The sequence below is a fragment of the Kocuria oceani genome, assembly GCF_029524215.1.
In the GTDB taxonomy this organism is placed as follows: Bacteria; Actinomycetota; Actinomycetes; order Actinomycetales; family Micrococcaceae; genus Kocuria; species Kocuria oceani.
Genome location: NZ_JARAMH010000005.1, coordinates 210,743 through 235,337 on the forward strand (window position 1 = coordinate 210,743; position 24,595 = coordinate 235,337).

21 protein-coding genes are annotated in these 24,595 nt (G+C 74.2%); 14 read left to right on the forward strand and 7 right to left on the reverse strand.

The features are described from left to right. The first annotated feature begins 10 nt into the window (after window positions 1–10). From serA to PU704_RS07925, 3 genes are all read left to right on the forward strand, one after another. Window positions 11–1,207 (forward strand): phosphoglycerate dehydrogenase, encoded by a 1,197-nt coding sequence (gene serA, locus PU704_RS07915; protein ID WP_277550917.1) that lies wholly within the window; start codon window positions 11–13, stop codon window positions 1,205–1,207. A gap of 57 nt (window positions 1,208–1,264) precedes the next feature. Then, window positions 1,265–4,276, forward strand: a complete 3,012-nt coding sequence (locus tag PU704_RS07920; RefSeq protein WP_277550918.1) for a glycosyl hydrolase family 65 domain-containing protein — start codon at window positions 1,265–1,267, stop codon at window positions 4,274–4,276. A 151-nt stretch (window positions 4,277–4,427) separates the two neighbouring features. Then, window positions 4,428–5,315 carry an endonuclease/exonuclease/phosphatase family protein gene (locus tag PU704_RS07925; RefSeq protein ID WP_047803052.1) on the forward strand — a complete coding sequence of 296 codons (888 nt, stop codon included), beginning with the start codon at window positions 4,428–4,430 and terminating at the stop codon, window positions 5,313–5,315. A 3-nt stretch (window positions 5,316–5,318) separates the two neighbouring features. Here the strand turns inward: PU704_RS07925 and PU704_RS07930 are convergent, their stop codons facing one another. Next, a complete protein-coding gene (locus tag PU704_RS07930) occupies window positions 5,319–6,539 on the reverse strand; it encodes a CapA family protein (protein WP_277550920.1) in 1,221 nt (406 codons plus the stop codon). A 47-nt stretch (window positions 6,540–6,586) separates the two neighbouring features. Then, window positions 6,587–7,312, reverse strand: coding sequence for a DUF1028 domain-containing protein (locus PU704_RS07935; RefSeq protein WP_075871568.1), 726 nt, complete (start codon window positions 7,310–7,312; stop codon window positions 6,587–6,589). Window positions 7,313–7,546: 234 nt separating this feature from the next. Between PU704_RS07935 and PU704_RS07940 the strand changes: the two genes are divergently transcribed. From PU704_RS07940 to PU704_RS07965, 6 genes are read left to right on the forward strand one after another with little or no spacing between them, the layout of a single operon-like run. Further along, entirely contained in the window at window positions 7,547–9,085 is a 1,539-nt protein-coding gene (locus tag PU704_RS07940) for an ABC transporter substrate-binding protein (RefSeq protein ID WP_277550922.1), read from the forward strand. After that, window positions 9,082–10,038: an ABC transporter permease gene (locus PU704_RS07945; RefSeq protein WP_277550923.1), complete on the forward strand. Its 957-nt coding sequence runs from the start codon at window positions 9,082–9,084 to the stop codon at window positions 10,036–10,038. Before PU704_RS07940 ends, PU704_RS07945 begins: the two co-directional genes overlap by 4 nt. Then, a complete protein-coding gene (locus tag PU704_RS07950) occupies window positions 10,035–10,994 on the forward strand; it encodes an ABC transporter permease (RefSeq protein ID WP_277550925.1) in 960 nt (319 codons plus the stop codon). Before PU704_RS07945 ends, PU704_RS07950 begins: the two co-directional genes overlap by 4 nt. Beyond that, a complete protein-coding gene (locus PU704_RS07955) occupies window positions 10,994–12,025 on the forward strand; it encodes an ABC transporter ATP-binding protein (protein ID WP_047805162.1) in 1,032 nt (343 codons plus the stop codon). Before PU704_RS07950 ends, PU704_RS07955 begins: the two co-directional genes overlap by 1 nt. Then, window positions 12,022–13,179: an ABC transporter ATP-binding protein gene (locus PU704_RS07960; protein ID WP_277550926.1), complete on the forward strand. Its 1,158-nt coding sequence runs from the start codon at window positions 12,022–12,024 to the stop codon at window positions 13,177–13,179. Before PU704_RS07955 ends, PU704_RS07960 begins: the two co-directional genes overlap by 4 nt. A 37-nt stretch (window positions 13,180–13,216) precedes the next feature. Beyond that, a complete protein-coding gene (locus tag PU704_RS07965) occupies window positions 13,217–14,860 on the forward strand; it encodes an SLC13 family permease (RefSeq protein WP_277550929.1) in 1,644 nt (547 codons plus the stop codon). A 12-nt stretch (window positions 14,861–14,872) separates the two neighbouring features. Here the strand turns inward: PU704_RS07965 and PU704_RS07970 are convergent, their stop codons facing one another. Both PU704_RS07970 and PU704_RS07975 read right to left on the reverse strand, forming a co-directional pair. After that, window positions 14,873–15,640 (reverse strand): endonuclease/exonuclease/phosphatase family protein, encoded by a 768-nt coding sequence (locus PU704_RS07970; protein ID WP_277550930.1) that lies wholly within the window; start codon window positions 15,638–15,640, stop codon window positions 14,873–14,875. A gap of 107 nt (window positions 15,641–15,747) precedes the next feature. Then, a complete protein-coding gene (locus tag PU704_RS07975) occupies window positions 15,748–16,311 on the reverse strand; it encodes a Dps family protein (RefSeq protein ID WP_277550931.1) in 564 nt (187 codons plus the stop codon). Window positions 16,312–16,520: 209 nt separating this feature from the next. Here PU704_RS07975 and PU704_RS07980 point away from each other — a divergent pair, with 209 nt between their 5' ends. The 5 genes from PU704_RS07980 (at window position 16,521) to PU704_RS08000 (ending at window position 21,716) form a co-directional block, all read left to right on the forward strand. After that, window positions 16,521–16,736 (forward strand): hypothetical protein, encoded by a 216-nt coding sequence (locus PU704_RS07980; protein ID WP_047805166.1) that lies wholly within the window; start codon window positions 16,521–16,523, stop codon window positions 16,734–16,736. A 46-nt stretch (window positions 16,737–16,782) separates the two neighbouring features. Beyond that, on the forward strand, window positions 16,783–17,331 hold the full coding sequence (locus tag PU704_RS07985) for a hypothetical protein (protein WP_277550934.1): 549 nt from the start codon (window positions 16,783–16,785) through the stop codon (window positions 17,329–17,331). A 79-nt stretch (window positions 17,332–17,410) separates the two neighbouring features. Next, entirely contained in the window at window positions 17,411–19,453 is a 2,043-nt protein-coding gene (locus PU704_RS07990; RefSeq protein WP_277550935.1) for an NADPH-dependent 2,4-dienoyl-CoA reductase, read from the forward strand. A 111-nt stretch (window positions 19,454–19,564) separates the two neighbouring features. Beyond that, entirely contained in the window at window positions 19,565–21,196 is a 1,632-nt protein-coding gene (locus PU704_RS07995; protein WP_277550936.1) for an amidohydrolase, read from the forward strand. A 19-nt stretch (window positions 21,197–21,215) separates the two neighbouring features. Next, window positions 21,216–21,716 (forward strand): GNAT family N-acetyltransferase, encoded by a 501-nt coding sequence (locus PU704_RS08000; protein ID WP_338130222.1) that lies wholly within the window; start codon window positions 21,216–21,218, stop codon window positions 21,714–21,716. 5 nt (window positions 21,717–21,721) lie between these two features. Here the strand turns inward: PU704_RS08000 and rraA are convergent, their stop codons facing one another. From rraA to PU704_RS08015, 3 genes are read right to left on the reverse strand one after another with little or no spacing between them, the layout of a single operon-like run. Then, entirely contained in the window at window positions 21,722–22,201 is a 480-nt protein-coding gene (rraA, locus tag PU704_RS08005; protein ID WP_047805170.1) for a ribonuclease E activity regulator RraA, read from the reverse strand. A 40-nt stretch (window positions 22,202–22,241) separates the two neighbouring features. Next, entirely contained in the window at window positions 22,242–23,795 is a 1,554-nt protein-coding gene (locus tag PU704_RS08010; protein WP_277550938.1) for an MDR family MFS transporter, read from the reverse strand. A 4-nt stretch (window positions 23,796–23,799) separates the two neighbouring features. After that, window positions 23,800–24,537, reverse strand: a complete 738-nt coding sequence (locus tag PU704_RS08015; RefSeq protein WP_277550939.1) for a PepSY domain-containing protein — start codon at window positions 24,535–24,537, stop codon at window positions 23,800–23,802. Window positions 24,538–24,595 lie beyond the last annotated feature (58 nt).

Below are 24,595 nucleotides of genomic sequence, written 5' to 3' on the forward strand. Positions count from 1 at the left end.
CTGGACCATTGTGAAAGCACTGCTGCTGGAGAACGTCCACCCCGAGGCCGAACGCATCCTCAACGAGAAGGGCATCGAGGTCGAGACCCGCAAGGGAGCCCTCGACACCGAAGAGCTCATCGACGCCCTCGACGGCGTCGAGCTGCTCGGCATCCGGTCGAAGACCCAGGTGACCCGGGAGGTGTTCGACGCCCACCCGGAGCTGCTGGCCGTGGGCGCGTTCTGCATCGGCACCAACCAGATCGACCTCACGGCCGCCACCGAGCACGCCGTGACGTGCTTCAACGCCCCGTACTCCAACACCCGGTCGGTGGTGGAGCTCGCGATCGCCGAGATCATCTCGATGGCGCGGCACCTGACCGACAAGAACCAGGCCATGCACGAGGGCGTGTGGGACAAGTCCGCCACGGGCGCCCACGAGGTCCGCGGCCGCACCCTGGGCATCGTGGGCTACGGCAACATCGGCTCCCAGCTCTCCGTGCTCGCCGAGACGCTCGGCATGCGCGTGTACTACTACGACATCGTGGACCGCCTGCCGCTGGGCAACGCCCAGCGCTGCGACACCCTCGAGGAGCTGCTGGAGCGGGTCGAGACCGTGTCGCTGCACGTGGACGGGCGGGCCGGCAACGACAGCCTGTTCGGCCGCGAGCAGTTCGAGCGGATGCGCCCCCGCTCCCTGTTCCTCAACCTGTGCCGCGGCATGGTGGTGGACTACAACGCCCTGCGCGACGCCCTCGTCAGCGGGCACATCGCCGGGGCCTCGGTGGACGTCTTCCCGAACGAGCCCAAGGCCGCCGGTGACCGGTTCAGCTCGGTGCTGCAGGGCCTGCCCAACGTGATCCTCACCCCGCACATCGGCGGCTCCACGCAGGAGGCGCAGGTGGACATCGGACGGTTCGTGGCGGGCAAGCTCTCGGCCTTCGTGACCTCCGGCTCCACGAGCCTGTCGGTGAACATGCCGCAGGTCCAGCTCAACAGCGCGGTCAACGGCACCCGCATGCTGCACCTGCACCGCAACGTGCCGGGCGTGCTCGCGACCGTCAACAGCGTCCTGGGCAGCCACGGGATCAACATCGACCGCCAGCAGCTGTCCACCCGCGGGGACACCGGCTACCTGGTCACGGACGCCGCCAACGGCGTGACCCGCGAGGTGATCGAGCAGATCCTGGCCCTGCCGGAGACCATCCGCCTCAGCACCATCAACTGAGGCTCCGTCACGCGCCCGTCCCGGCCGCGTGACGGAGCCAGGTGGCACAATGACGGCATGAGCGGCGTCCAGGAGCAGCCCGCCGGCCACGGCAGGAGCACCTACGGGGCGGTCGTGCTCGCCCTCGCTCCCGCGGGGGCGGCACCGGAGCCCGCGGACGGCGCCCGCCCGGGCGAGGACGCCGGCCCGGTCCCGATACCCCCGGGCGCCGGCGCCCTGCACCCCCGCCACCGGGCCGACGCGGCCGCGCTCCTCGCCCGGCTGCGCGCCGAGGGCGTGCTCACCGCCCTGGTCACCGCCCACCCGGAGCTGCCGGCCGACCCGCCGGCGGACATCGTGGTCTCCGCGGATCCGCCCGCGGACCGGACCGCCGGGGCCGAGGGCCCGGACCGGCACCCGCCGGCGGCGTCCCTGCTGCTCGCCGCCCGCCGGCTGGCCGTCGAGCCCGAGCACACCGTGGTGGTCAGCGACAGCAACCGCCTGATCCGCGCCGCGGTGCGCCACGGCTTCGGGCTCGTGGTCGGCGTGGACGGGGCGGTCCGGCGGGGTCCGCTGCTCGCCGCGGGCGCCCACCTCGTGGTGGACAGCCTGGAGGACCTGGACATCCCGGTGCGCGCCGGGCCCGAGGACTCGGGCTGGGGCGGCGGCTCGGGCGGGGAGAGCCCGTGGAACCTCACCTACTCGTGCCTGGACCCCCCGCAGGAAGGCCTGCGGGAGGCGCTGTGCACCCTGGGCAACGGGTACCAGGCCGTGCGCGGGGCAGCGTGCGAGTTCCGCGCCGACGGCACCCACTATCCGGGCACCTACCTCGCAGGCGTCTACGACCGGCTGCGCCAGGAGGTCGAGGGCCGCACAGTGGAGCACGAGGACCTCGTCAACGCGCCCAACTGGCTGCTGCTGCAGTACCGCGTCCAGGACGGGTACTGGTTCGCCCCCACGCCCTCGAACGTGCTCGAGCACCACCAGGACCTCGACCTGCGCGTCGGGGTGCTGACCCGCACCCTGCGCTTCCGGGACGAGGCCGGGCGCACCACCCGCCTGACCACCCGCCGGTTCGTCTCCCAGGAGCAGCGCCACCTCGCCGGCCAGGAGAGCGTGTTCGAGGCCGAGGACTGGAGCGGGACGCTGACCGTGCGCAGCCTGGTGGACGGCGACGTCGACAACCACAACGTCGCCGCGGACTCCCCGCTGACCGGACACCACCTGGAGGAGCCGGAGCTGCTGGACCTGGGCCGCGGCACGGTGCTGGTCGACGCCGCCACCACCCAGTCCAGGATCCGCGTCGCCGTGGCCGCCCGCACCCGGGTGCTGCGCAGCGGGGCCGAGGACCGGATGCACGCCCGCAGGTCCTGCCGCCCGGCCCCCGGCGTGATCGGCCACGAGCTGACGCTGCGGATGACCCCGGGCGCGCGCGTGCGGGTCGAGAAGATCGCCGCCCTCGTGACCTCGCGGGACCGGGCCGTCTCCACCCCCGCGCTCGCGGCCGCCACCCTGCTGGAACGGGCCGGCGGCTTCGACGAGCTGCTGGGCGCCCACGTGGCCGCCTGGCAGGCCCTCTGGTCGGCCTTCGCGGTGGCCACCGACGCCGGCGGCCGCCAGGGCCTGGCCGTGAACCTCAACACCTTCCACGTCCTGCAGTCGGTGGCGGCCGCGCACCCGGACCTGGACGCCGGCGTCCCGCCCCGCGGCCTGCACGGCGAGGGCTACCGGGGCCACATCTTCTGGGACGAGATGTTCGTCCACCCCATGCTCACCCTCCGCCGCCCCGAGTGGACCCGGGCGCTGCTGGCCTACCGGTACCGGCGCCTGCCCGAGGCCCGGGCGGCGGCGCACGCGGCCGGCCACGAGGGCGCCATGTTCCCCTGGCAGAGCGGCAGCGACGGCCGGGAGGAGACGCCACGGGCGCTGTTCAACCCGCGCACGAGCCGGTGGATCCCCGACCACTCCCGGCTCCAGCGCCACGTGGGGCTGGCGATCGCCCACAGCATGTGGCAGTACTACCAGGCCACCGGGGACGCCCGCTTCCTCGTGGAGCAGGGCGCGGAGCTGCTGGTGGAGATCGCCCGGTTCTTCGCGAGCCTGGCCGTGCACGACCCCGAGGACGACCGGTACGTCATCGCCGGGGTGATGGGCCCCGACGAGTTCCACGACGGCCGCCCGGGCGCGCCCGGCTCGGGGCTGCGCAACAACGCCTACACCAACGTCATGACGGCGTGGCTGCTGACCCGGGCGGCGGAGATGGTCGCGCGCCTGGGCCGGGACTACGGCGGGCCCCTGTGGCGGCGGCTGAACCTGCGCGAGGACGAGCTCGCCCACTGGGACCGGGTCCGCACCCGGCTGCGCGTGCCGTTCCTGGCCGGCGGCGTGCTCGCCCAGTTCGAGGGCTACGGGGACCTGCCGGAGTTCTCCTGGGCGGACTACCGGGCCCGGTACGGCCGGATCGGGCGGCTGGACCTCATCCTCGACGCCGAGGGCCTGTCCACCAACGACTACCGGCTGGCCAAGCAGGCGGACGTGCTGATGCTGCTGTACCTGTTCTCCGCCGAGGAGCTGCGCGAGCTGCTGGGGCAGCTGGGCTACGAGTTCCCGGCCGAGGCGGTCCGGGCCACCGTGGCCTTCTACGGCGACCGCTCCTCGCACGGGTCCACGCTCTCCGACGTGGTGCACGCCTGGGTGGAGGCCCGCCGGGACCGCGGCAGCTCCTGGTCCTTCCTGACCCGCGCCCTGGACAGCGACCTCCTCGGCACCCCGGGGGGCACGACCCGGGAGGGCGTCCACCTGGGGGCGATGGCCGGTTCCGTGGACATCCTCACCCGCTGCTACACGGGCCTGGAGGTCCGGGACGACATGCTGTGGCTGCACCCGGCCATCCCGCCGGAGCTGCCCCGGGTGTCCTTCTCGATCAGCTACCGGGACCAGCCGATCCAGGTGGAGCTGACCCGCACCCTGCTGCGGCTCTACCTGGCGCCCGGCACCGCGGCGCCGGTGCGGGTCAGCGTGGACGGCGAGGTGCACGAGCTGACCGCCGGGCAGATCCGGCAGTTCCCCCTGGCGGTGCGCGATGGCTGAGCCCGGCACCGTCCGGCGCGGACCCCCCGCCCCGGACACCGGGATGTCGTTCCCCGGTCACCGCACGTTCCCCCGCGGTCCGGCCGTGAGCGGCCCGCCCGGCCCATTCTGGATCGACGACGCCCCCGACCGCCCCCACCCTGGAGCACCGATGTCAGCAGAGCCCGTCCTCCTCGACCACCGCACGACCCAAGGGTCGCCGGACCCCGACGTCCCGCTCATCGGCCCGGCCACGGGCCGCGCCCTGCACGTGATGAGCTACAACATCCGCTTCCACCACGAGCGCACCCGGCCCGGGGACCCCGACCACTGGCCCGACCGCGCACCCCGGCTGGGGCGGCTGCTGCGGCTGGAGCAGCCGACCCTGCTCGGCGTGCAGGAGGCCCTGTACCACCAGCTGCCGGCGGTGGCGCAGGCCCTGCCCGCCGGCTACGGGATGCTCGGCTACGGCCGCGCGGGCGGGAGCAAGGGCGAGTACTCCGCGATCTTCTACGACGCCCGCCGCCTGGAGGCCCTCGAGTGGGACCAGTTCTGGCTCTCCGACACCCCGGAGCTCATCGGCTCGACCACCTGGGGCAACGACGTCCCCCGCATCGTGACCTGGGGCCGGTTCCTGGACCGTGGCACCGGCTCCGAGCTCGTGCTCGTCAACACCCACTTCGACCACGACTCGGAGACCGCCCGCGAGCGCAGCGCGGACGCCGTGGTGGAGCTCGTGCACAGCTTCCCCGCGCGCACCCCCGTCCTGGTCACCGGGGACTTCAACGCCGACGCGGACGGCTCCGGGCCCTACGCCACGCTCGTGGGCTCGGGGGTGCTGGACGACACCTGGACCACGGCCGAGCGGCGGCTCACCCCGGCGTGGGGCACGTTCCCGGACTACGGGGAGCCCGTGCGCGGCGACGAGCGCATCGACTGGGTGCTGGCCACCCCCGGCATCCGGGTGCGGCGCAGCGCGATCAATCCCGCCCGCTTCGGCGGGGGCCACCCCAGCGACCACGCCCCGGTGCAGGTGCTCGTCTCCGTCGGGCCGAGCTGAGCGCTACGGCCCGGCGGGGCCGGCGGTGAGGGATCGCCACGGGCGGGCGCCGTCGGCGGCGGCGCCCATGGACTCCACGGTCGCCGCCGTGCGGGCCAGGGACGCGGCGTCCTCCTCGGGGGAGCGGCACACCTGCTCGGCGGGCAGCGCGCACCAGCGGATCGGGTCGAGGGTCAGGATGTGCGGGATCCACACCGGGTCCCCGGCCACCCACCGTCCGTCCTGGCGGGTGAAGCTCATCCGGACCGTCAGCCCCTCGTTGTTGACCGGCACGCGGGTGGCGTGCTCGGAGAGGCTGTTGCCCAGGCCGTGGACGATCCAGGTGTCCCCGTGCTTCTCGAGGGGCAGCGCCGAGTGCGTGTGGTGGCCGTAGACGAAGTCGAAGGCGCCGCTGTCGGCCAGCGCGTGCGTGACCTCGAGCTGCTGGGCGTTCGGCGCGGAGGAGTACTCCTCCCCGGCGTGGACGGCCGCCAGGACGATCTCGGCGCCTGCCGCCCGGGCCCGGCGGGCCTTCTCGACCATGTCCGGCACGTCCAGCAGGTCCACCCGCCACGGGGCGTCCGGGACGTTGCCGTTGAGGCCGTAGGTGCCCGCCACCAGCCCGACCTGCACCCCGCCGGCGTCCAGGACCAGGGGGTCGGCGGCCTCCGCCGCCGACCGGTACGTGCCGGTCGAGGCGATCTCCGCCCCGTCCAGGACGCCGAGGGTCCGCTCCAGCCCCTCCTCCCCGGCGTCCAGGGCGTGGTTCGTGGCGGTGGTGCACGCGTCGTAGCCGATCCCGGCGAGGGCGGGCACGATCTGCGGCGGCACCTCGAACGCCGGGTAGCCGGTGTAGGGCCCCCCGGCCGCGGCCAGCGGGGTCTCCATGTCGCAGATCGCCAGGTCGGCGTCCTGGGTGAACGGGCGCAGGCCCTCCACGAGCGGGCCGAAGTCGAGTTCCCCGCCGCCGTCGGCCTCCGCCTGCGCCCACAGCCCCGGGTGCAGCAGGACGTCGCCGGTGACCACGATCTCCAGCTCGTCCGGCGCCGCGGGCCCGGTCGGCTCCGCCGAGGAGGACCCGCCGGTGGGGGACGCCGCCGGGTCGCCCGCGCCGGCGTCCGCTTCGGCGCCCGGGTCTCCGGGGGCGGAGCAGCCGGCGAGGCCCGGTCCGGCGCCGAGCAGCACGGCGAGCAGGGTGGCGGCGGCAGCGCGGCGCCCCGGCCGGTCGAGGGGTCGAGAGGTCATGGACCGAGGGTAGGCCACCGGTGGCCGGGCCACCCACCGGTCGCCCGTCAGGACAGCACCGTGGACCAGAGCTTCTCGTCCTCGGGGCGGTGCGGCACCTCGGTGCTGGGCACCAGCTCGGCGGGCGCCGCGTGGGCGCGGTCCTTGAGCGCCAGCATCTCCACCAGGTCCTCCAGCGGGGTGGCCGAGTTGTCGGCCCGGAGGTCGACGTCGAGCAGCACCGGGTACTGGAACCCCGCGAGGGTGTCGGCCACGACCACGGCGGCGCTCTGCTGGCCGCGGCTGTCGCCGCCCGCGTCCTGCCCCGCGCGCAGGCAGGCCACGAGCGCGTGGGCGAGGTCCATGCTGCTCAGCGCGGGCACGGCGAGGGCCTCGTCCACCGAGGCGCGCATGGCCTCGACGACCTCCGGGCCGGCCAGGAAGTTGCCCACGACCACGAAGTCGGCGCCGGCCACCCCGCCGGCCCAGGGGGTGCACAGGCTGCCGGTCAGGTGCGCGCCGGGGCCCGCCACGGGCAGCGCCGCGACCTGGCGCAGCGCCAGGTCGCGGTCGGCGTCGGCAAGGCCCGCGATCGCCTCCTCGGCCGTGCCGCCGTGGTGCAGGGTGCGCAGCATCTCGTAGCGCAGCCGCCGGTTGGTCCACGCCTGGGAGGCGACCACCCCGGCGGTGGGCACGAGGGCGGGCACGGCGTTGCCCACGGCGAGCGAGCAGCTCGCCGTGGCGGCGCCGAGGAGGCGGGAGTCCGCGCTCCTGGCGATCACGGTGTAGGTCACGAGCACCTCCTGGCCGTCGGGACGGCCGTTTCGTCGTACCGGGTCGTTGTCCCGCCGGCCGCGGCGGACCGGGTGCTCCCGGCGCGCCCGGGACGGCGGGTGTGGTCGGGGGGCGTCCCGCCTGCATAGGGTGGGAGGACACCGACGACCAGGTGTGCACCGGCAGGGCGGCCGGATCCGGCCTGCCGGAGCCCACGGGGCGGACGGCTCATTCCTACCACCGGGAGGCGGCCCATGGCACGCGGAGCACGGATCGTCGGGCTGGCCGCCGCCGCGGGACTGGCCCTGAGCGCCTGTTCGGTGGGCGAGGGCGTTGACCTCGCGGGGGCCGGGGAGCTGGACACCGACGACTACCTCCGGGTCGCCATCGCCGGGGAGCCGGACCAGCTGGACCCCCACAACACCAGCGCCTACTTCTCCTTCCAGATCCTGGAGAACGTCTACGACACCCTGGTGGAGCCGGACGAGAACCTCGAGATGCAGCCGGCCCTCGCCGAGTCCTGGGAGGTCAGCGAGGACCAGCTGTCCTGGACGTTCCGCCTGCGCGAGGACGTCGTCTTCCACGACGGCTCCCCGTTCACCGCCGAGGACGTCGTCTACTCCTACGACCGGATCATCGACGAGCAGCTGGCCAACGCCTACCGGCTGTCCGCCGTCGAGGACGTCGTGGCGGTGGACGAGCACACCGTGCGCATCGACGTGTCCCAGCCGACGCCCGCCCTGCTCGCCGCGATCGGCGGGTACAAGGGCATGGCCATCGTCGAGCAGCAGAACGTGGAGAGCGGGGACGTCCAGCTCGACCCGGTGGGCACCGGCCCGTTCGAGGTGGTGGGCAACACCGCCGGCACGGCCGTGACCCTGCGGGCCAACGACGACTACTGGGGCGAGGGGCCCCACGTGCCGGGGGTCGTCTACCGGTTCATCTCGGAGGGCAGCACCGCGCTCGCCGACCTCACCGCCGGGGAGGTGCACTGGACCGACTCCATCCCGCCGCAGCGGGTGAACTCCCTGCGGCAGAACCCCGACGTCGAGGTCGCCGGGGTCCCCTCGACGGACTACTGGTACGTCACCATGAACCAGGCCCGCCCGCCCTTCGACTCCCCCGAGGCGCGCCTGGCCGTGGCCCGGGCCATCGACCGGGAGGCCATCGCCCAGGTCACCTGGTACGGCAACGCCACGGTCAACCAGACCGCCGTCCCGGAGACCTCGGTCTGGTACCACGAGTACGCGCCCTTCGAGCAGGACCCGGAGCGGGCCCGGGAGCTCGCCGAGAGCTCCGGGCTCACCGGGGAGACCATCGACCTCATGGTCACCAACGAGTACCCGGAGACGGTCACGGCCGCCCAGGTGATCGCCGCGAACCTCTCCGAGATCGGGGTGTCCACGAACATCCGGACCCTGGACTTCGCCACGTGGCTCGACGAGCAGGCGCAGGGCAACTTCGACATGCTGCTGCTGGGCTGGCTCGGCAACGTGGACGTGAACGACTACTACTACAACCAGCACCACTCGGAGGGCTCCAACAACGCCCAGGGCTACAGCAACCCCGAGGTCGACCGGCTGCTGGAGGCCGGTCGCACCGAGACCGACCCGGACGCCCGCAAGGAGTTCTACGACCGGGCGGCGGAGCAGATCGTGGACGACGCCAGCTACGTCTACCTCTACAACCCCGACGTGGTCCAGGCCTGGGCCCCCGAGCTGCAGGGCTACGAGGCCCGCCCGGACCGGGCGATCCGGTTCAAGGACGTCCGGCTCGAGGAGGACACGGAATGAACAGCCCGCTCCTGAGATTTCTCGCCAAGCGCCTGCTGCACACCGCGGTGGTGCTCTTCGGGGTGCTGGTCGTGGTCTTCGCGCTCCTGCAGCTCGTCCCCGGCGACCCGGTGCGGGTGGCCCTGGGCACCCGGTTCACGCAGGAGTCCTACGACGCGCTGCGCGAGGCCTCCGGGCTGGACCGGCCCCTGCTGGTGCAGTTCTTCGCCTACGTCGGCAACGCCCTGACGGGGAACCTGGGGGTGAGCTTCCGCAGCGGCGAGCCGGTGACGCTCATCCTCCTGGACCGCCTCCCGGCCACCGTGTCCCTGGCCCTGGCCGGGATCGCGATCGCGCTGCTCATCGCCTTCCCGCTCGGCACCTGGGCCGCCCTGCGCCGGGGTTCCGCGGCGGACGGCGGGATCCGCGCCGTGAGCCAGTTCGGCGTCTCGGTCCCCGACTTCTGGCTGGGGCTGCTGCTGATCATCGTGTTCTCCACGATGCTCGGGCTGCTGCCGCCCTCCGGCTACGTGCCCTTCACCGAGGACCCGTGGGGGTGGGTCCAGCGGGTGATCCTGCCGGGCCTGGCCGTGGGGGTGGTCTCCGGGTCGATCATGACCCGCTACGTGCGCTCGGCGGTGCTCGACGTCGTCGGCTCCAACTACGTCCGCACCGCCCACTCCAAGGGGCTGCCGCGCCGGGCGGTCGTCGGCCGGCACGTGCTGCGCAACGCCCTCGTGCCGATCCTGACCGTGGCGGGCGTGCAGGCGGCGACGATGCTGGGCGGGCTCATCGTGATCGAGGTGGTCTTCGCGTGGCCGGGGCTGGGGCGGCTGGTGTTCGACGCCGTCGCGGCCCGCGACTATCCGGTGGTCCAGGGCACGGTGCTGCTGATCGCCCTGATGTTCCTGCTCGTCAACCTGCTCGTGGACATCCTGTACGCCGTCGTCGACCCGAGGATCCGTGTGTCATGACCACCTCCCGGACGCCCCCGCCCGAGCGCCGCGCCCCGAGCGCCGGCCCCGCCCGCACCGGACCCGTGCCCGGTCCGGCGGAGCTCCCCGAGGAGACCGCCCGCACGGGCACCGTGCGGATGCTGATCTCCAACAAGGTCACGGCGGCGGGACTGGTGATCCTGCTGCTGGTGGTGCTGCTGGCGCTGTTCGGGCGCTGGATCGCGCCCTACGGCGCCAACGACATCGACGTGGTCAACGCCCTGCGCCCGCCCTCGGGCGCGCACCTGTTCGGCACCGACGAACTGGGCCGGGACGTGTTCTCCCGGGTGGTGCTCTCCGCCCGCGTCTCGCTCACCGTGGGGCTCGTGGCGGTGGGCATCGCCCTGGTGGTGGGGGTGGCCGTGGGGCTGGTGGCCGGCTTCTTCGGCGGCTGGCTGGACACGGTGATCATGCGCAGCGCCGACGTGCTCTTCGCGTTCCCCATCCTGCTGCTGGCCATGGCGATCGTGGCCGTGCTCGGGCCCGGGCTGACCACGGCGATGATCGCGATCGGGGTGGTCTACACGCCCATCTTCGCCCGGATCACCCGCGCCTCCACGCTGGCCGTCCGCGAGGAGCTCTACGTCAAGGCCTCGGTGTCCGTGGGGGCGTCCAACGGGCTGATCCTGCGCCGGCACGTGCTGCCGAACATCATGGGCCCGATCACCGTCCAGACCTCCCTCTCGCTGGCCTTCGCGATCCTCTCCGAGGCCGCCCTGTCCTTCCTGGGCCTGGGCATCCAGCCCCCGGAGCCCTCCTGGGGCCGGATGCTCTACGACGCGCAGGCCTTCATCTACGACGCCTGGTGGATGAGCGTGTTCCCGGGCCTGGCGATCTTCCTCACCGTGCTGGCGTTCAACCTCGTGGGCGACGGCATGCGCGACGTCCTGGACCCGCGCCAGCGCACCGCCGACGAGATCCGCAGGAGCGCCTGATGCCCACGACCGAGCACCGCCGGCCCGCCCCGCCGTCCCCCACCGGAGGGGACGTGCTGCTGGACGTGCGCGACCTCGCCGTGCGCATCGGCCCGGCCGAGATCGTCAACGGCGTGTCCTTCTCCGTCCCCCGCGGGGGCACCCTGGGCATCGTGGGCGAGTCCGGCTCCGGGAAGTCCATGACGGTGCTCGCGGCCACCGGGCTGATCGACTCCCCGCCCGCTCGGGTGAGCGGGCAGTCCCTGCTGGACGGCCAGGACATCGTGGCCATGGACCCCCGGCGGCTGCGCGGCGTCCACGGCAAGCGGATCGGCTTCGTCTTCCAGGACCCGTCCACGTCCCTGAACCCCGTGCTGACCGTCGAGCAGCAGCTCACCGAGGCCCCGCGCTTCCACCTGGGCCTGACCCGCCGCGAGGCCCGCCGCCGCGCCCTCGAGCTGCTCGAGGCCGTGGGCATCCCCGACCCGCAGTCCCGCCTCGCCTCCTACCCGCACCAGCTCTCCGGCGGGATGAAGCAGCGCGTGATGATCGCGCTGGCCCTGGCCTGCGACCCCGAGCTGCTCGTGGCGGACGAGCCGACCACCGCCCTCGACGTCACCACCCAGGCCCAGATCCTCGAGCAGGTCAAGCAGTTGCAGGCGTCCCGCGGGATGAGCGTGATCTGGATCAGCCACGACCTCGGGGTGGTCGCCGGGATCGCGGACCGGGTGGCCGTGCTCTACGGCGGGCAGGTCGTGGAGTCCGCGCCGCTCGAGGAGCTCTTCACCGACCCCCGCCACCCCTACACCCGGGGGCTGATGGCCTCCCGGCCGCAGACCGCCGGCCGCAAGGGCGAGCTCGCCGTGATCCCCGGCAGCCCGCCGGACCCCAAGCACCTGCCCCAGGGCTGCCTGTTCTGGGACCGCTGCCCGGTCCGCGGGAACCCCCGCTGCGAGACGGAGCGCCCGCCGGAGACCACGGTGGGCCCGGAGCACACGGTGCGCAGCTTCTACGGCGCGGAGCGCACCGGCCGGACAGGAGGAGCCCGATGACCGACGACGAGCGCCCGCTGCTGAGCGTGCGGGACCTGCAGGTCCGCTTCCCCGTCACCACCGACCGGGGCAAGGGCGTGGTGCACGCGGTGGCCGGGATCGACTTCGACATCCACCGGGGCCGCACCGTGTCCCTCGTGGGCGAGTCCGGCTCCGGGAAGTCCACGGTGGCCAACGCGCTGATGCACCTCGTGGAGCCCAGCGCCGGGACCGTGCTGCTCGACGGCCGGGACATCACCTCGGTGCGGGGCAAGGAGCTCAAGGCCCTACGCCGGCGGATCGCCATGGTGTTCCAGGACCCGTTCGCGTCCCTGGACCCGCGCCAGCACGTCTCCCGCGCCGTCGAGGAGCCGCTGGAGGTGCACGGCCTCGGCGGGGACCGGGCCGGCCGCCGCCGCCGGGTGGCGGAGCTGTTCGAGCTCGTGGGGCTGTCCGGCCGGTTCCTGGACCGGTACCCCCACGAGCTCTCCGGCGGGCAGCGCCAGCGCGTGTCCATCGCCCGGGCCCTGGCGGGGGAACCGGACCTGATCATCCTCGACGAGGCCACCGCCTCGCTGGACGTCTCGGTGCAGGCCCAGATCATGAACCTGCTCAACCGGCTGCAGGGCGAGCTCGGGCTCACCTACCTGTTCATCGCCCACGACCTCGCCGTGGTGGAGCACATGAGCGACCACGTGCTGGTGATGTACCTGGGACGGCTGATGGAGGACGGGGACGTGCAGGACGTCTTCGACGCCCCCGCCCACCCCTACACGAAGGCCCTGCTCGCCTCGGCCCCCGCCGCGAACCCGGTGGCGGAGCGGCGGCGGAGGACCGCGCCGCTGGAGGGAGAGGTCCCCTCCCCCCTCCACCCGCCCTCCGGCTGCGTCTTCCGCACCCGCTGCCCGTGGGCGGCCGACGAGTGCGCCGGCACCGTGCCCGTCCCGGTGCCGCCCCCGCCGCACCGGAGCGCCGGGCCGCAGCCGGGGCACGGCGGCCGCGGACCCGCCGTCCGGGAGCACGTCGCCGCCTGCATCCGGCTGCCGGAGGTGCGGGCGTCGTCGGGCACGGGCACCCCGTCCCCGGAGGCCCCGCCCACCGGGGCGCACTCCGCGACGACCCCGGCGGGCGCGACGCGCTCCGCGCCGTGGGACGCCGGCGCCCCCGATCCCTGATCCGGAGCACGACCGACCCGACCACCTTGGAGCCGAGATGAGCGACCGACCCTCCGTCCCCGGAGCACACGTGCGGGACGACGACACCACGCCGCGCGACGGCGGTGACGCCGACCTCCTGTCCCCCGGGGAGCTGGCCCCCGCCGAGCACCGGAAGACGCACCGGATCCGGTGGGCGGGCCTGGTGGCCGGTCTGGCCCTGTCCCTGCTGGTCTACGCCGTGCTGCCCGCGGACCTGGCCCACCCCGCCAAGCTCACCGCCGCCACGGCCGTCCTGATGGGCGTGTGGTGGATGACCGAGGCGATCCCGATCCCGGCCACCGCCCTGCTGCCGCTGATCGTCTTCCCCGTGCTCGGGGAGGACGTGGCGGTCGACGACGTCGGGGCCTCCTACGGCAGCAACATCATCTTCCTGTTCATGGGCGGGTTCCTGCTCGCGCTGGCGATGCAGCGCTGGAACCTGCACCGCCGGATCGCCCTGCGCACGGTCCGGGTGATGGGGACCCGGCCGGCCCGGATGGTGGCCGGGTTCATGGTCGCCACGGCCTTCCTCAGCATGTGGGTGTCCAACACGGCCACCGCGGTCATGATGCTGCCCATCGGCGTGTCCGTGCTGCTGCTGCCGAATCTGCTGAAGGACTCCGGGCCGGGCTCCGAGGGCGCGACGGAGGGCGCCCTGCAGGACGCCGAGCTGGGAGACGCGGACCCGCAGAGCACCGAGGTGAAGGAGGCCGTCATCACCTCGGACTTCGGGACCTCGCTGATGCTGGGCATCGCCTACGCCGCCTCGATCGGCTCGCTGAGCACGATCATCGGCACCCCGCCCAACACGCTGATGGTCGGTTACCTGCAGGAGGCCCACGGCATCACCGTGGGCTTCGGCCAGTGGATGCTCGTGGGCGTCCCGCTGTCCGTCGTCATGCTCGGCATCGCCTGGTTCCTGCTCACCAAGGTGCTGTTCAGACCCGAGATCGACGAGATCCCCGGGGGCCGGAAGCTGATCGACGGCGAGCTGCGCAAGCTCGGTCCCATGTCCACCGGGGAGAAGCTCGTGCTCGCCGTGTTCGTGCTGGCCGCGCTCAGCTGGGTGTTCGTGCCCGTCCTCTTCGACGACCCGCCGATCAGCGACGCCGGCATCGCCATGGCCGTGGGGCTCCTGCTGTTCCTGCTGCCCGCCGGCGCCCGGCGCGGGGTCCGGCTGCTGGACTGGGAGACCGCCGTCAAGCTGCCCTGGGGCGTGCTCCTGCTCTTCGGCGGAGGCCTGGCCCTGTCCTCCCAGTTCTCCTCCTCCGGGCTGACCGACTGGATCGGGGAGGGCGCCGCCGCCCTGGGGGCGGTCCCGGTGGTCCTCGTCGTCGCGATCCTCGCGGCCGGCATCCTGTTCCTGACGGAGCTCACCAGCAACACGGCCACGGCCGCCACGTTCCTGCCGGTCTCCGGCGGAGTGGCCCTGGGGCTCGGACTGGACCCGATGCTGCTGGCCGTCCCCGTGGCCCTCGCGGCCACGTGCGCGTTCATGCTGCCGGTGGCCACGCCGCCCAACGCGATCGCCTTCGGCTCCGGCTACGTGACCATCGGGCAGATGCTCCGCGGCGGGCTGTGGCTGAACCTCATCGGCATCGCCCTGGTCACGCTCGTCACGATGACCCTGGCCACCTGGGTGTTCGGCATCGTGTACTGACGGGGACCCGGCTCAGCCGCCGGTCCCGCCGTCGTGCTCCAGCTCGGCCAGCACCGGGAAGTGGTCCGAGGCCCACACCCCGCCCGGTCGCTCGGCCAGGACCCGGGAGCCCAGCACGCGGACGGGGCCGCCGTGCAGGATCCAGTCCAGCCGCGGCGTCCTCGCCCCCGGCGGACGGTAGCGGTGGAAGGTGCCGGGGGCGTCCGGGGGGAGGGTGTCGCGCAGCCCGCCGGCCACGGCGGCGTCCCACGTCCGGGACCGCCCGGCGGCCGCGTTCCAGTCCCCGAGGAGCAGCAGCGGCCCCTCCCAGCCGAGGAGCAGCCCCTGCAGGGCGGCCAGCTGCCGCAGCCGGGCGCGCTCCGGCCACGGGTCCAGATGGGTGGCGACCGCCCGCCAGGCCACCCCGGTGCGCCGGTCCGTGAGGTCCGCGAGGACCGCGGTGCGCGGAAAGGCGTCCCCGGCCCCCCGGGAGCCCGGGACCTCCGGGGTGCGGGACAGCCACCGCTGCCGCCACCGGTCCACCGTGAAGCGGGTGGTGTCCACGGCCAGCAGGCAGCGCTCGCCGCGTCCACCGGCGTCCCGGCCCGTCCCGAGGAGGACGTGCCCCGGTCCCAGCGCGTCGCGGAGCGGGTGCAGCTGCTCCGGGTGGACCTCCTGGAGGGCGGCCAGGTGCGGCCGGTGGGCGCGCAGCAGGGCCTGCACCGCCGGCGCCCGGGTGAACCACGCGTCCGGGGCGCCGCGGCGGTACCGCGGCAGGGGGCGGCGGACGTTGAAGGTCATGGCCGTGAGCACGCCCCGGCCCCGCGGACCGCGGGGGTCGGCGGGGCCGGGGCGACCGGTGGCTGCCACGGTGGCGGCAGGTTCCGCTGCGCGGACGACGGCGTGGACTACTGCGCGGCGGACTCGGCCGCGTCCTGCTCCGTGCGGGCGCCGCCGTGCTGCAGGGCACCGCCGCTGTTCTCGAGGTGGGCGCGCATGAACCACTGGAAGAGCTCGAGCTCCTTGACCTGGCCGATGAGCATGTCCTCGGTGACGGGATCGAGCTCCCCCACCTTCTGGATGGCGTCCCGGTGGTCCTCGATGATCCCGTTGTAGACGAGGTCCAGGGCCGCGAGGTGCTCCACGGCGGTGGCGCGGTGGACCGAGTAGTCGTCCCAGGTGCGGACCCGCACGAGGTCCCCGGGCAGGCCGCTGGGGCCCACGCCCATGGTGGCCATCCGCTCGGCCAGCTCGTCGACGAAGCCGCGCACGAGCTCGATCTGCGGGTCCAGCATCTCGTGGACGGAGATGAAGTTGGGCCCGACCACGTTCCAGTGGGCGTGCTTGAGGGTCAGCTGGAGGTCGTTGAGCGCGTGCAGGCGCTGCTGCAGGGTCTGGGCGACCTCGTGACCGTTCTCCGTGGACAGGCCGGGCACGGTGTAGGGGGCGGCGCTCTGGTTCGTGGTGGCCATGGGATCGTCTCCTGGTTCCGGCCGCCGCCGGACGGCGACCTCGATCGACAACAGTGGGCGGCCCGCCGGAGCGGGCCCTCCCGACCCACTATCCCACGCCCCCCGAGGACTGTCAGCACCCTGTCCATTCGCTGAGCGCGATATCCGCCCCCGGCCTCCTCTCCCCGGAACCCTTGCCAGGACCCCGGAGCCGCTGGTGGGATGGGACCATGACGATCCCCGGCAACCAGCTCCCCGACGACCCGCACCTGGCCGACGACGTCGGCGTGCCCGACACCCCGGCGCGCGACCTCGAAACCGCCCAGGACCCGCTGGGCCAGACCAACGCCGGCCAGCGCGTCCCGAGCGCGGGCGACGCCGAGGACCCCGCCGACCCGGACTTCGGCGCCGGCGCGGACGGCCCCGGCCCCACGGCCGGGGACTGAGCCGCACCGGCCGCGCTCCGCGTCCGGCCACCGCTACCCTGGGCCCATGAGCACCCGGGGCACCAGCACGCGCGGCATCACCGAGGCCACGGGCATCCCGTGGGAGACCTGGACGGCCCGGCTCGAGGCCCACGGTGCCCGCCGGATGAGCCACACCCAGATCGCCGGGCACCTGGCGGAGCAGCTCGACGGCGTCGTCGCCAATCCGGGGTGGTGGGCCCAGCAGATCACGGTGGCCTACGAGCAGCACATCGGCGCCCGGCGCCCCGGCCAGGCCGGGGACGGGAGCTGGGCCGTCAGCGCCGGCCGGACCGTGCCGGGCACGGCGGACGAGGTGCTGGCCCGCTGGGAGGACCTCATGGGCGGAGCCGCCGAGGTCGCCGGCGTGGCCTCCGAGGGCCCACCCGGCACCAGCGCCACCGGGACGTGGCGGTACTGGCGGGTGCGCCTGGTCGACGGCTCCCGGGTCACGGTGCACCTCAGGGCCAAGGACGACGATCGGTGCACGGTGGGCGTGAGCCACACCGGACTGGCCTCCCCCGAGGACGTCGAGCACCGGCGGGCGTTCTGGAAGGAGCGGCTGCGCGAGCTCTGAGGCCCCCTCCGCGCCGAACTTGTGGCGTGCATCACTTCTCGCCTACGGTGACCCAGGTACCTGAGACGAGGAGTATCGGATGAATCTGCCCTATCCGCACCTGCTGTCGCCCCTGCAGCTGGGCGGCACGACCCTGCCGAACCGGGTGCTCATGGGCTCGATGCACACCGGACTCGAGGAGCAGCCCGGCGGGTTCGAGCGGCTCGCGGCGTTCTACGCGGAACGGGTGCGCGGCGGCGTCGGGCTCATCGTCACGGGCGGCGTCGGGCCCAATCCCGAGGGCGCCACCCGCGCCGGCGGCGCCCTCCTGCGCACCCCCGAGGAGGTGGCTCGGCACCGCCTGGTGACCGAGGCCGTGCACGCCGAGGGCGGGCGGATCGCGCTGCAGATCCTGCACTCCGGCCGCTACGCCAAGGCCCCGGCCGCGGTGGCCCCCAGCCCGCTGCGCGCCCCCATCAGCCCGGTGGTCCCGCACGAGCTCACCGGCGAGGAGATCGAGCGGACCATCGAGGACTTCGCCCGCACCGCGGCCCGGGCCCGGGAGGCCGGCTACGACGGCGTGGAGATCATGGGCTCCGAGGGCTACCTCATCAACGAGTTCGTCGCCGCCGAGACCAACCACCGCACCGACGAGTGGGGCGGGTGCTGGGCGAACCGGATGCGCCTGCCCGTCGAGATCGTCCGCCGCGTCCGCGAGCGCACGGGCCCGGAGTTCCTGCTGATCTACCGGCTGTCGATGCTGGACCTGGTCCCGGGCGGCTCCACGGTCGAGGAGGTCGTGGAGCTGGCGCGGGCGGTCGAGGCCGCCGGGGCCACGCTGCTCAACACCGGCATCGGCTGGCACGAGGCCCGGATCCCCACCATCGCCACGGTGGTCCCCCGGGGCGGCTTCTCCTGGGTGACGCGCCGGCTGAAGGGCGAGGTCGGGATCCCGCTGGTCGCGGTGAACCGCATCAACACCCCGGAGACGGCGGAGCGGGTCCTCGCGGAGGGCGACGCCGACATGGTCTCCCTCGCCCGGCCGCTGCTCGCGGACCCGGACTTCGTGGCCAAGGCCGCGCGGGGCCGCGCCGACGCCATCAACACCTGCATCGCCTGCAACCAGGCCTGCCTGGACCACACCTTCGCCGGGCGCACCGCCTCCTGCCTGGTCAATCCGCGGGCGGGCCACGAGACGCTGCTGCGCCTGGGGCCCACCCGCCGGTCCGAGCGGATCGGCGTGGTCGGGGCCGGCCCCGCCGGGCTCGCCTTCGCGGTCGGCGCCGCGGAGGCCGGCCACGCCGTGACGCTGTTCGAGGCCGAGGAGCACATCGGCGGGCAGTTCTGCATGGCCCTGCGCATCCCCGGCAAGGAGGAGTACGGCGAGACCCTGCGCTACTACGGCGTGCGGCTGGCGGAGCTCGGGGTGGACGTGCGGCTGGGGACGCCCGCCACGCCCGCGCACCTGGACGGCTTCGACCGGGTGGTGCTCGCCACCGGCGTGGTGCCGCGGGTGCCCGCGATCGAGGGCGTGGACCACCCCTCGGTCGTGGGCTACCGGGACGTCCTGCAGCACGGCGCACCGGTCGGGCGGCGGGTCGCCGTCCTGGGCGCCGGGGGGATCGGCTTCGACGTCGCCGAGTACCTGCTGCACTCCCCCGGCACCGGGACCGACTTCTACCGGGCGTGGGGTGTGGACACCACGCTCGCCGCCCGCGGCGGCCTGGTCCCGCCCGCACCGCCGCGCCCTGCCCGCGAGGTGACGCTGCTGCAGCGCTCCCCCGGCAAGCCCGGGGCCGGCCTGGGCCGCACCACGGGGTGGATCCACCGGGCCTCGCTCAAGGCCGGGGGCGTGCGCACCCTCAGCGGCGTGAGCTACCGGCGGATCGACGACGACGGGCTGCACCTCGCCGTCCCCGGACCCGACGGCGCCGCGGCCGTGGAGCAGGTGCTCGCCGTGGACACCGTGGTGCTGTGCACCGGACAGGAGCCGCTGCGGCAGCTGCACGACGCGCTGCTCGCCGCCGGCCACGACGCCGGCGCCGTACCGGTGCACCTCATCGGCGGGGCGGACGTGGCGGCCGAGCTGGACGCCAAGCGGGCGATCCGCCAGGCCACGGAGCTCGTCGCCGCCATCGGCTGACCGGCCCCCGTCCCGGGACCCCGGCGGGGGGCGGCACCGGCGCGGCACGGGTGCCGTGCGGGACCGGGCCCGGGGTGCCACGATGGGACCAGCCCCGCGGAAAGGACCTCCATGCAGCTCGATCTCCTGCTCGTCAACGCCACGGTCCGCACGATGGACCCCGCCCGGCCACGGGCGTCGAGCCTGGGGGTGCACGGAGGGCGGATCGTGGTCCTCGACGACCCCGGGGTCCCGGCGGCCGAGACCGTGGACCTGGGCGGGGCCACGGTGCTGCCCGGGTTCGTGGACGCGCACTGCCACACCACGTGGTTCGGGCTGGGCCTCGCCGAGGTGGACCTGTCCGAATGCACCTCCCTGGACCGGCTCTACGAAGCCCTGGAGCGGGGCATGGCCGCCAAGCCGCGGGACGAGGAGTGGCTCATGGCCACCGGCTTCTACCCGGCCACCGTGGGCGGGGCCCTGCCCGACATCGACGTCCTGGACCGCATCACCGGCAGCACGCCGCTGTTCGTGCGGCACACTTCCGGCCACGCCGCGGTGGTGAACTCGGAGGCGCTGCGCCGTGCCGGGGTGCTCACCCCCGGCACCCCGGACCCGGTGGGCGGGCGAGTGGTGCGCGACGACGCCGGGCGGGCCACCGGCCTGGTCGAGGAGACGGCCCAGGCGATGGTCCAGGAGCTGTTCCGCCCGTACCCGCTGGGCAAGATCGTGGCCGCCCTCGATCGCGCCACCGCCCGCTACGCCGCCGAGGGCATCACCACGTTCGCGGAGGCTGGGATCGGCGGCGGCTGGATCGGGCACAACCCGGCCGAGCTGCTGGCCTACCAGCGGGCCCGCGAGGAGGGCGCCCTGCACGCCCGCGCGCAGGTGATGCCCGTGCTGGACGTGCTGCACGAGATCGGCGGGCTGGGGGACGGCTCCGCCCGCGGACTGGACCTCGGGCTGCGCACCGGGTTCGGCGACGACGAGCTCGTGCTGGGGCCGGTGAAGGTCTTCGTCGACGGCTCGCTGCTCGGGGAGACCGCCGCGGTGACCGAGGCGTTCTGCGGCAGCGGGCACTCCACGGGGTACTTCCAGGAGAACCCCGAGCAGATGGCGGCGGCGGTCCGGGAGGCCTACCGGGCGGGCTGGTCGGTGGCCGCCCACGCGATCGGGGACCGGGCCATCGACTTCGCGATCGACGTGATCACCGGGTGCCAGGACGCGCACGGGCGCCGCCGCTTCCCCAACCGGATCGAGCACGCCAGCATCACCCGCCCCGACCAGCTCGCGCGGCTCGCCGCCGCCGGGATCTGCGTCACCCCGCAGATCGGCTTCCTGCGCCCCATGGCCGTGCAGTTCCGCCGGCTGCTGGGCCCGCAGCGCACGGACTGGACCTACCGGGGCCGCAGCTTCCTCGACGCGGGCGTGCGGATCGCGGGCAGCTCCGACCGCCCGGTCGCCGACGGCGACGTGCTGCGCTCCGTCCAGGCCTGGACCGACCGCCTCGACGGGGACGGGCGCCGCTTCGGCCCCGCCGCCGAGCGGCTGGACGTCATGGAGGCACTGGCCGCCTACACCTCCGAGGCCGCGGCCGCCCTGGGCATGGCCGACCGGATCGGGTCCCTCGCCATCGGCAAGCAGGCGGACCTGGTGGTGCTCGAGCAGGACCCGGTGGAGGTGCACCGGCGCGGGGAGTCGGTGGAGCACATCGGCGTGCGCGCCACGTGGCGCGGCGGCCGGCTCACCCACCGGGCCGGTTGAGCCGGTAGCCTGCTGCCCCGTGGACGACTCCGTGACCGACTCCGTGACCGACTCCGTGGGCGGGCGCCCGGGTCCCGTGCCCCCGCCCGTGCGCTGGGCGACCGCGGCCGAGCTGTCCTCCGCCCAGCTGTACGGCCTCCTGCGGCTGCGCACCGACGTGTTCGTCGTGGAGCAGGCCTGCCCCTATCCCGAGCTCGACGGCCGGGACCTCGAGCCCGGCTGCCGGCACGGCTGGATCGAGCGGGACGGGCGGGTGCTCTCGACGCTGCGGCTGCTCGTGGAGGACACTCCGGACGGGTCCGCGCTGCTGCGGATCGGCCGCGTGGCCACCGCCGCGGACGCGCGCGGGCAGGGTCTCTCGGCCGCCCTGCTGCGCGCGGCGCTGGCCCGCTGCGGTCCGGCCCCGGTCGTCCTCGACGCCCAGGCCCACCTGGAGGGCTGGTACGGGCGGTTCGGCTTCGCGCGCGCCGGGGAGACGTTCCTCGAGGACGGCATCCCGCACGTGCCCATGCGCCGGTAGGCCGCTCAGCTCTCGACCAGGATCCCGTCCTCGTCCGCCCACACGGTGCGGCCGGGGCGGAAGGTCACGCCCTCGATGACGACCGGCACGTCCTGCTCCCCGACGCCGTCCTTGGCGGACTTGCGTGGGTTGGAGCCCAGCGCCTTGACCCCCAGGGGCAGCCCGGCGAGGGCGACCCGGTCCCGGACCGGACCGTTGACGATGACACCGGCCCAGCCGTTGCGCACGGCGGACTCCGCGATCATGTCCCCCATGAGGGCGGTGCCCATCGAGCCGTGCCCGTCCACCACCAGGACCGCCCCGTCCCCCGGGGAGTTGAGCACCGCCTTGACGAGGCCGTTGTCCTGGAAGCAGCGCACCGTGCGGACCGTGCCGGTGAAGGCGCGCACCCCGCCCAGGTCGAGGAACTGGCGCGGGCAGGACATCAGCTGCTCCCCGCGCTCGTCGTAGAGGTCGGCGGTGGTGAACGGGCGCGGATCGGTCATCTGCTGCTCCTCGGCATGCGGTGGCGGTCTCGGTGCCAGCCTAGTCAGCGGCGCCCGGCGGGCGGGCCGCCGCGCGCTCCTCCGCCCCCGCGGCGGTGGAGCCGGTGGCCGTGCCCAGCGGGAGCTCCTCGATCAGCAGGGACAGCACCAGGCACGCCGCGGCCACCGGCAGCCCCCACAGGTAGAGCGGAGGCAGGGCCTGGGCGAAGGCCTGGGCCACCGCCTCCTGAGCCGGGGCGGACAGGGAGGCGAGCACCTGCGGGATCAGTGCGTTGACGTCGGCCCCGGCCGGGGACGAGACGTCCCCGAGGGCGCCGTCGAGCCGGGCGACGAACACCGAGCCGAACACCGCGATCCCGAAGGAGGCGCCGGTCTGCCGGAAGTAGTTCGAGGCGGACGTCGCGGCCCCCACGTCCGCCGGCGGCACGGCGTTCTGCACGATCAGCACGAGGTTCTGCAGGAGACAGCCGATCCCCAGACCGATCACGGCCATGCCGGTGGCCGTCAGCGCGTAGGGGGTGCTTTCGTCGATCGTGGAGAGCAGCACGAGGCCCGCGGCCATCACCGCCGAGCCCAGTACCGGCCACAGCCGGTAGCGGCCGGTGCGCGCGATGCGCCGCCCCGTGCCGATGGTGCCGGCGAGCATCCCGGCCGTCACGGGGATCATCATCAGACCGGCCGCCGTGGCCGAGGCGCCCTCCACCATCTGCAGGTACGTGGGCAGGTAGGTGATCGTGGCGAACATGATCACGCCCATCCCGACGGCCGCCGCCGTGGGCACCACGAAGTTGCGCACCCGGAACAGGTGCAGCGGGATGATGGGTTCCGCGGCACGGCGCTCGACCAGTACGAACATCCCCGTCAGCACGGCGACCGCCCCGGCCAGCCCGAGGATCGGCGGGCTCGCCCAGGGGTGGACGGTGCCGGCCCAGGTGGTCAGCAGCACGAACGCGACGCTGCCCGCGGCCAGCAGCGCGGTCCCGAGCACGTCCAGCCGCACGCGACCGCGCGGCACGTGCGGCAGGTGCAGGAAGCGCGGGATGAACACGAGCGTGACCAGGCCCAGCGGCAGGTTGATGCAGAACACCCAGCGCCAGCTCACGAGGTCGGTGAGGAACCCGCCCAGCAGCGGCCCGCTCACCGAGGCGAGGCCGAAGGCCGCCCCGATCACGCCCATGTACTTCCCGCGCTCGCGCGCCGGGACGAGGTCCGCGATGATCGCCTGCGCCCCGATCAGCAGACCTCCGCCGCCGAGGCCCTGCAGGGCACGGAACACGATGAGCTGCGTCATGTCCTGGGCTGCGCCGGCCAGGACCGAGCCCAGGAGGAAGACCACCACGGCCACGAGGAAGATCCGCTTGCGCCCGTAGAGGTCGCCCAGCTTCCCGTAGACCGGCAGGCCCACCGTGGCCGCCAGCACGTACGCCGTGACCACCCACGAGATGCGGTCCAGCCCGTCGAGGTCCCCGACGATCGCGGGCAGGGCGGTGGCCACGATGGTCTGGTCGAGGGCGGCCAGCAGCACGGCCATCAGCAGGCCGAGGAACGTGAGCCGCAGCTGCCGCTGCCCGGAACGCCCCGGGGCTCCTGTCACCGGGTCAGCGATCGACCTTGACGACGGAGCCGTTGGCCACGTTGACGTACACGTCCACGGACGTCCCGTCGGGGTCGTCGACGTCGACCTCCCAGACGGTGGTGCCGTCCTCCGTGTCGAGCTGGGCGCCGTCGAGCGTGCCGTCCACCTCGTCCAGCGCGGTCCGGACGGCGTCCTCCAGCGGGACCTGGACCTGGGCGACCCGCTCGCGGTCCTCCTGGTCCAGCTGGTCGTCGCCCTCCTGGGGGGTGACCTCGGAGCCGTCCTGGGAGACGTCGACCTCCTTCTCCCGGTCGCCGACGGCGAGCTTGACCTCCCAGCCCTCCTCGCCGTCCTTGCGGTCGATCTCGAACACCTGGCCTCCCGTCACGGCCTCCTCGGCGGCGACGACCGCGCCCACCACGGCGGCGGCCTCGCCCCCGGTCTCCGGCGAGGAGGTCGAGGTGGCGGTGCCCGACGGTGAGGCGCCGGGGCTCCCGTCGGCGGTGGCCGTGCCCGAGGGCGTCGCGGACGGGCTCTCGTCGCCGGTCGCCGTGCCCGACGGCGTGGCCGAGGGGCTCCCGGCGCCGGTCGCCGGGTCCTCGGTGCCGGTGGGCTCGGCGGGAGCGCTGGTCGCGGCTCCGTCCGTGGCCTCCGCCCCACCTCCTTCGCCACCACCGCCGCCGTCACCGCACCCGGCGAGCAGCAGCGCCGAGAGCGCGAGCGCGGTCAGGGACAGGGCCTTTTGATCAGTGTGCTTCATACCAGGATTCTTCCCCCGGCGCGGCGTCCTGGCAAGGGGTCCGCCGCCGCGCCTGCTG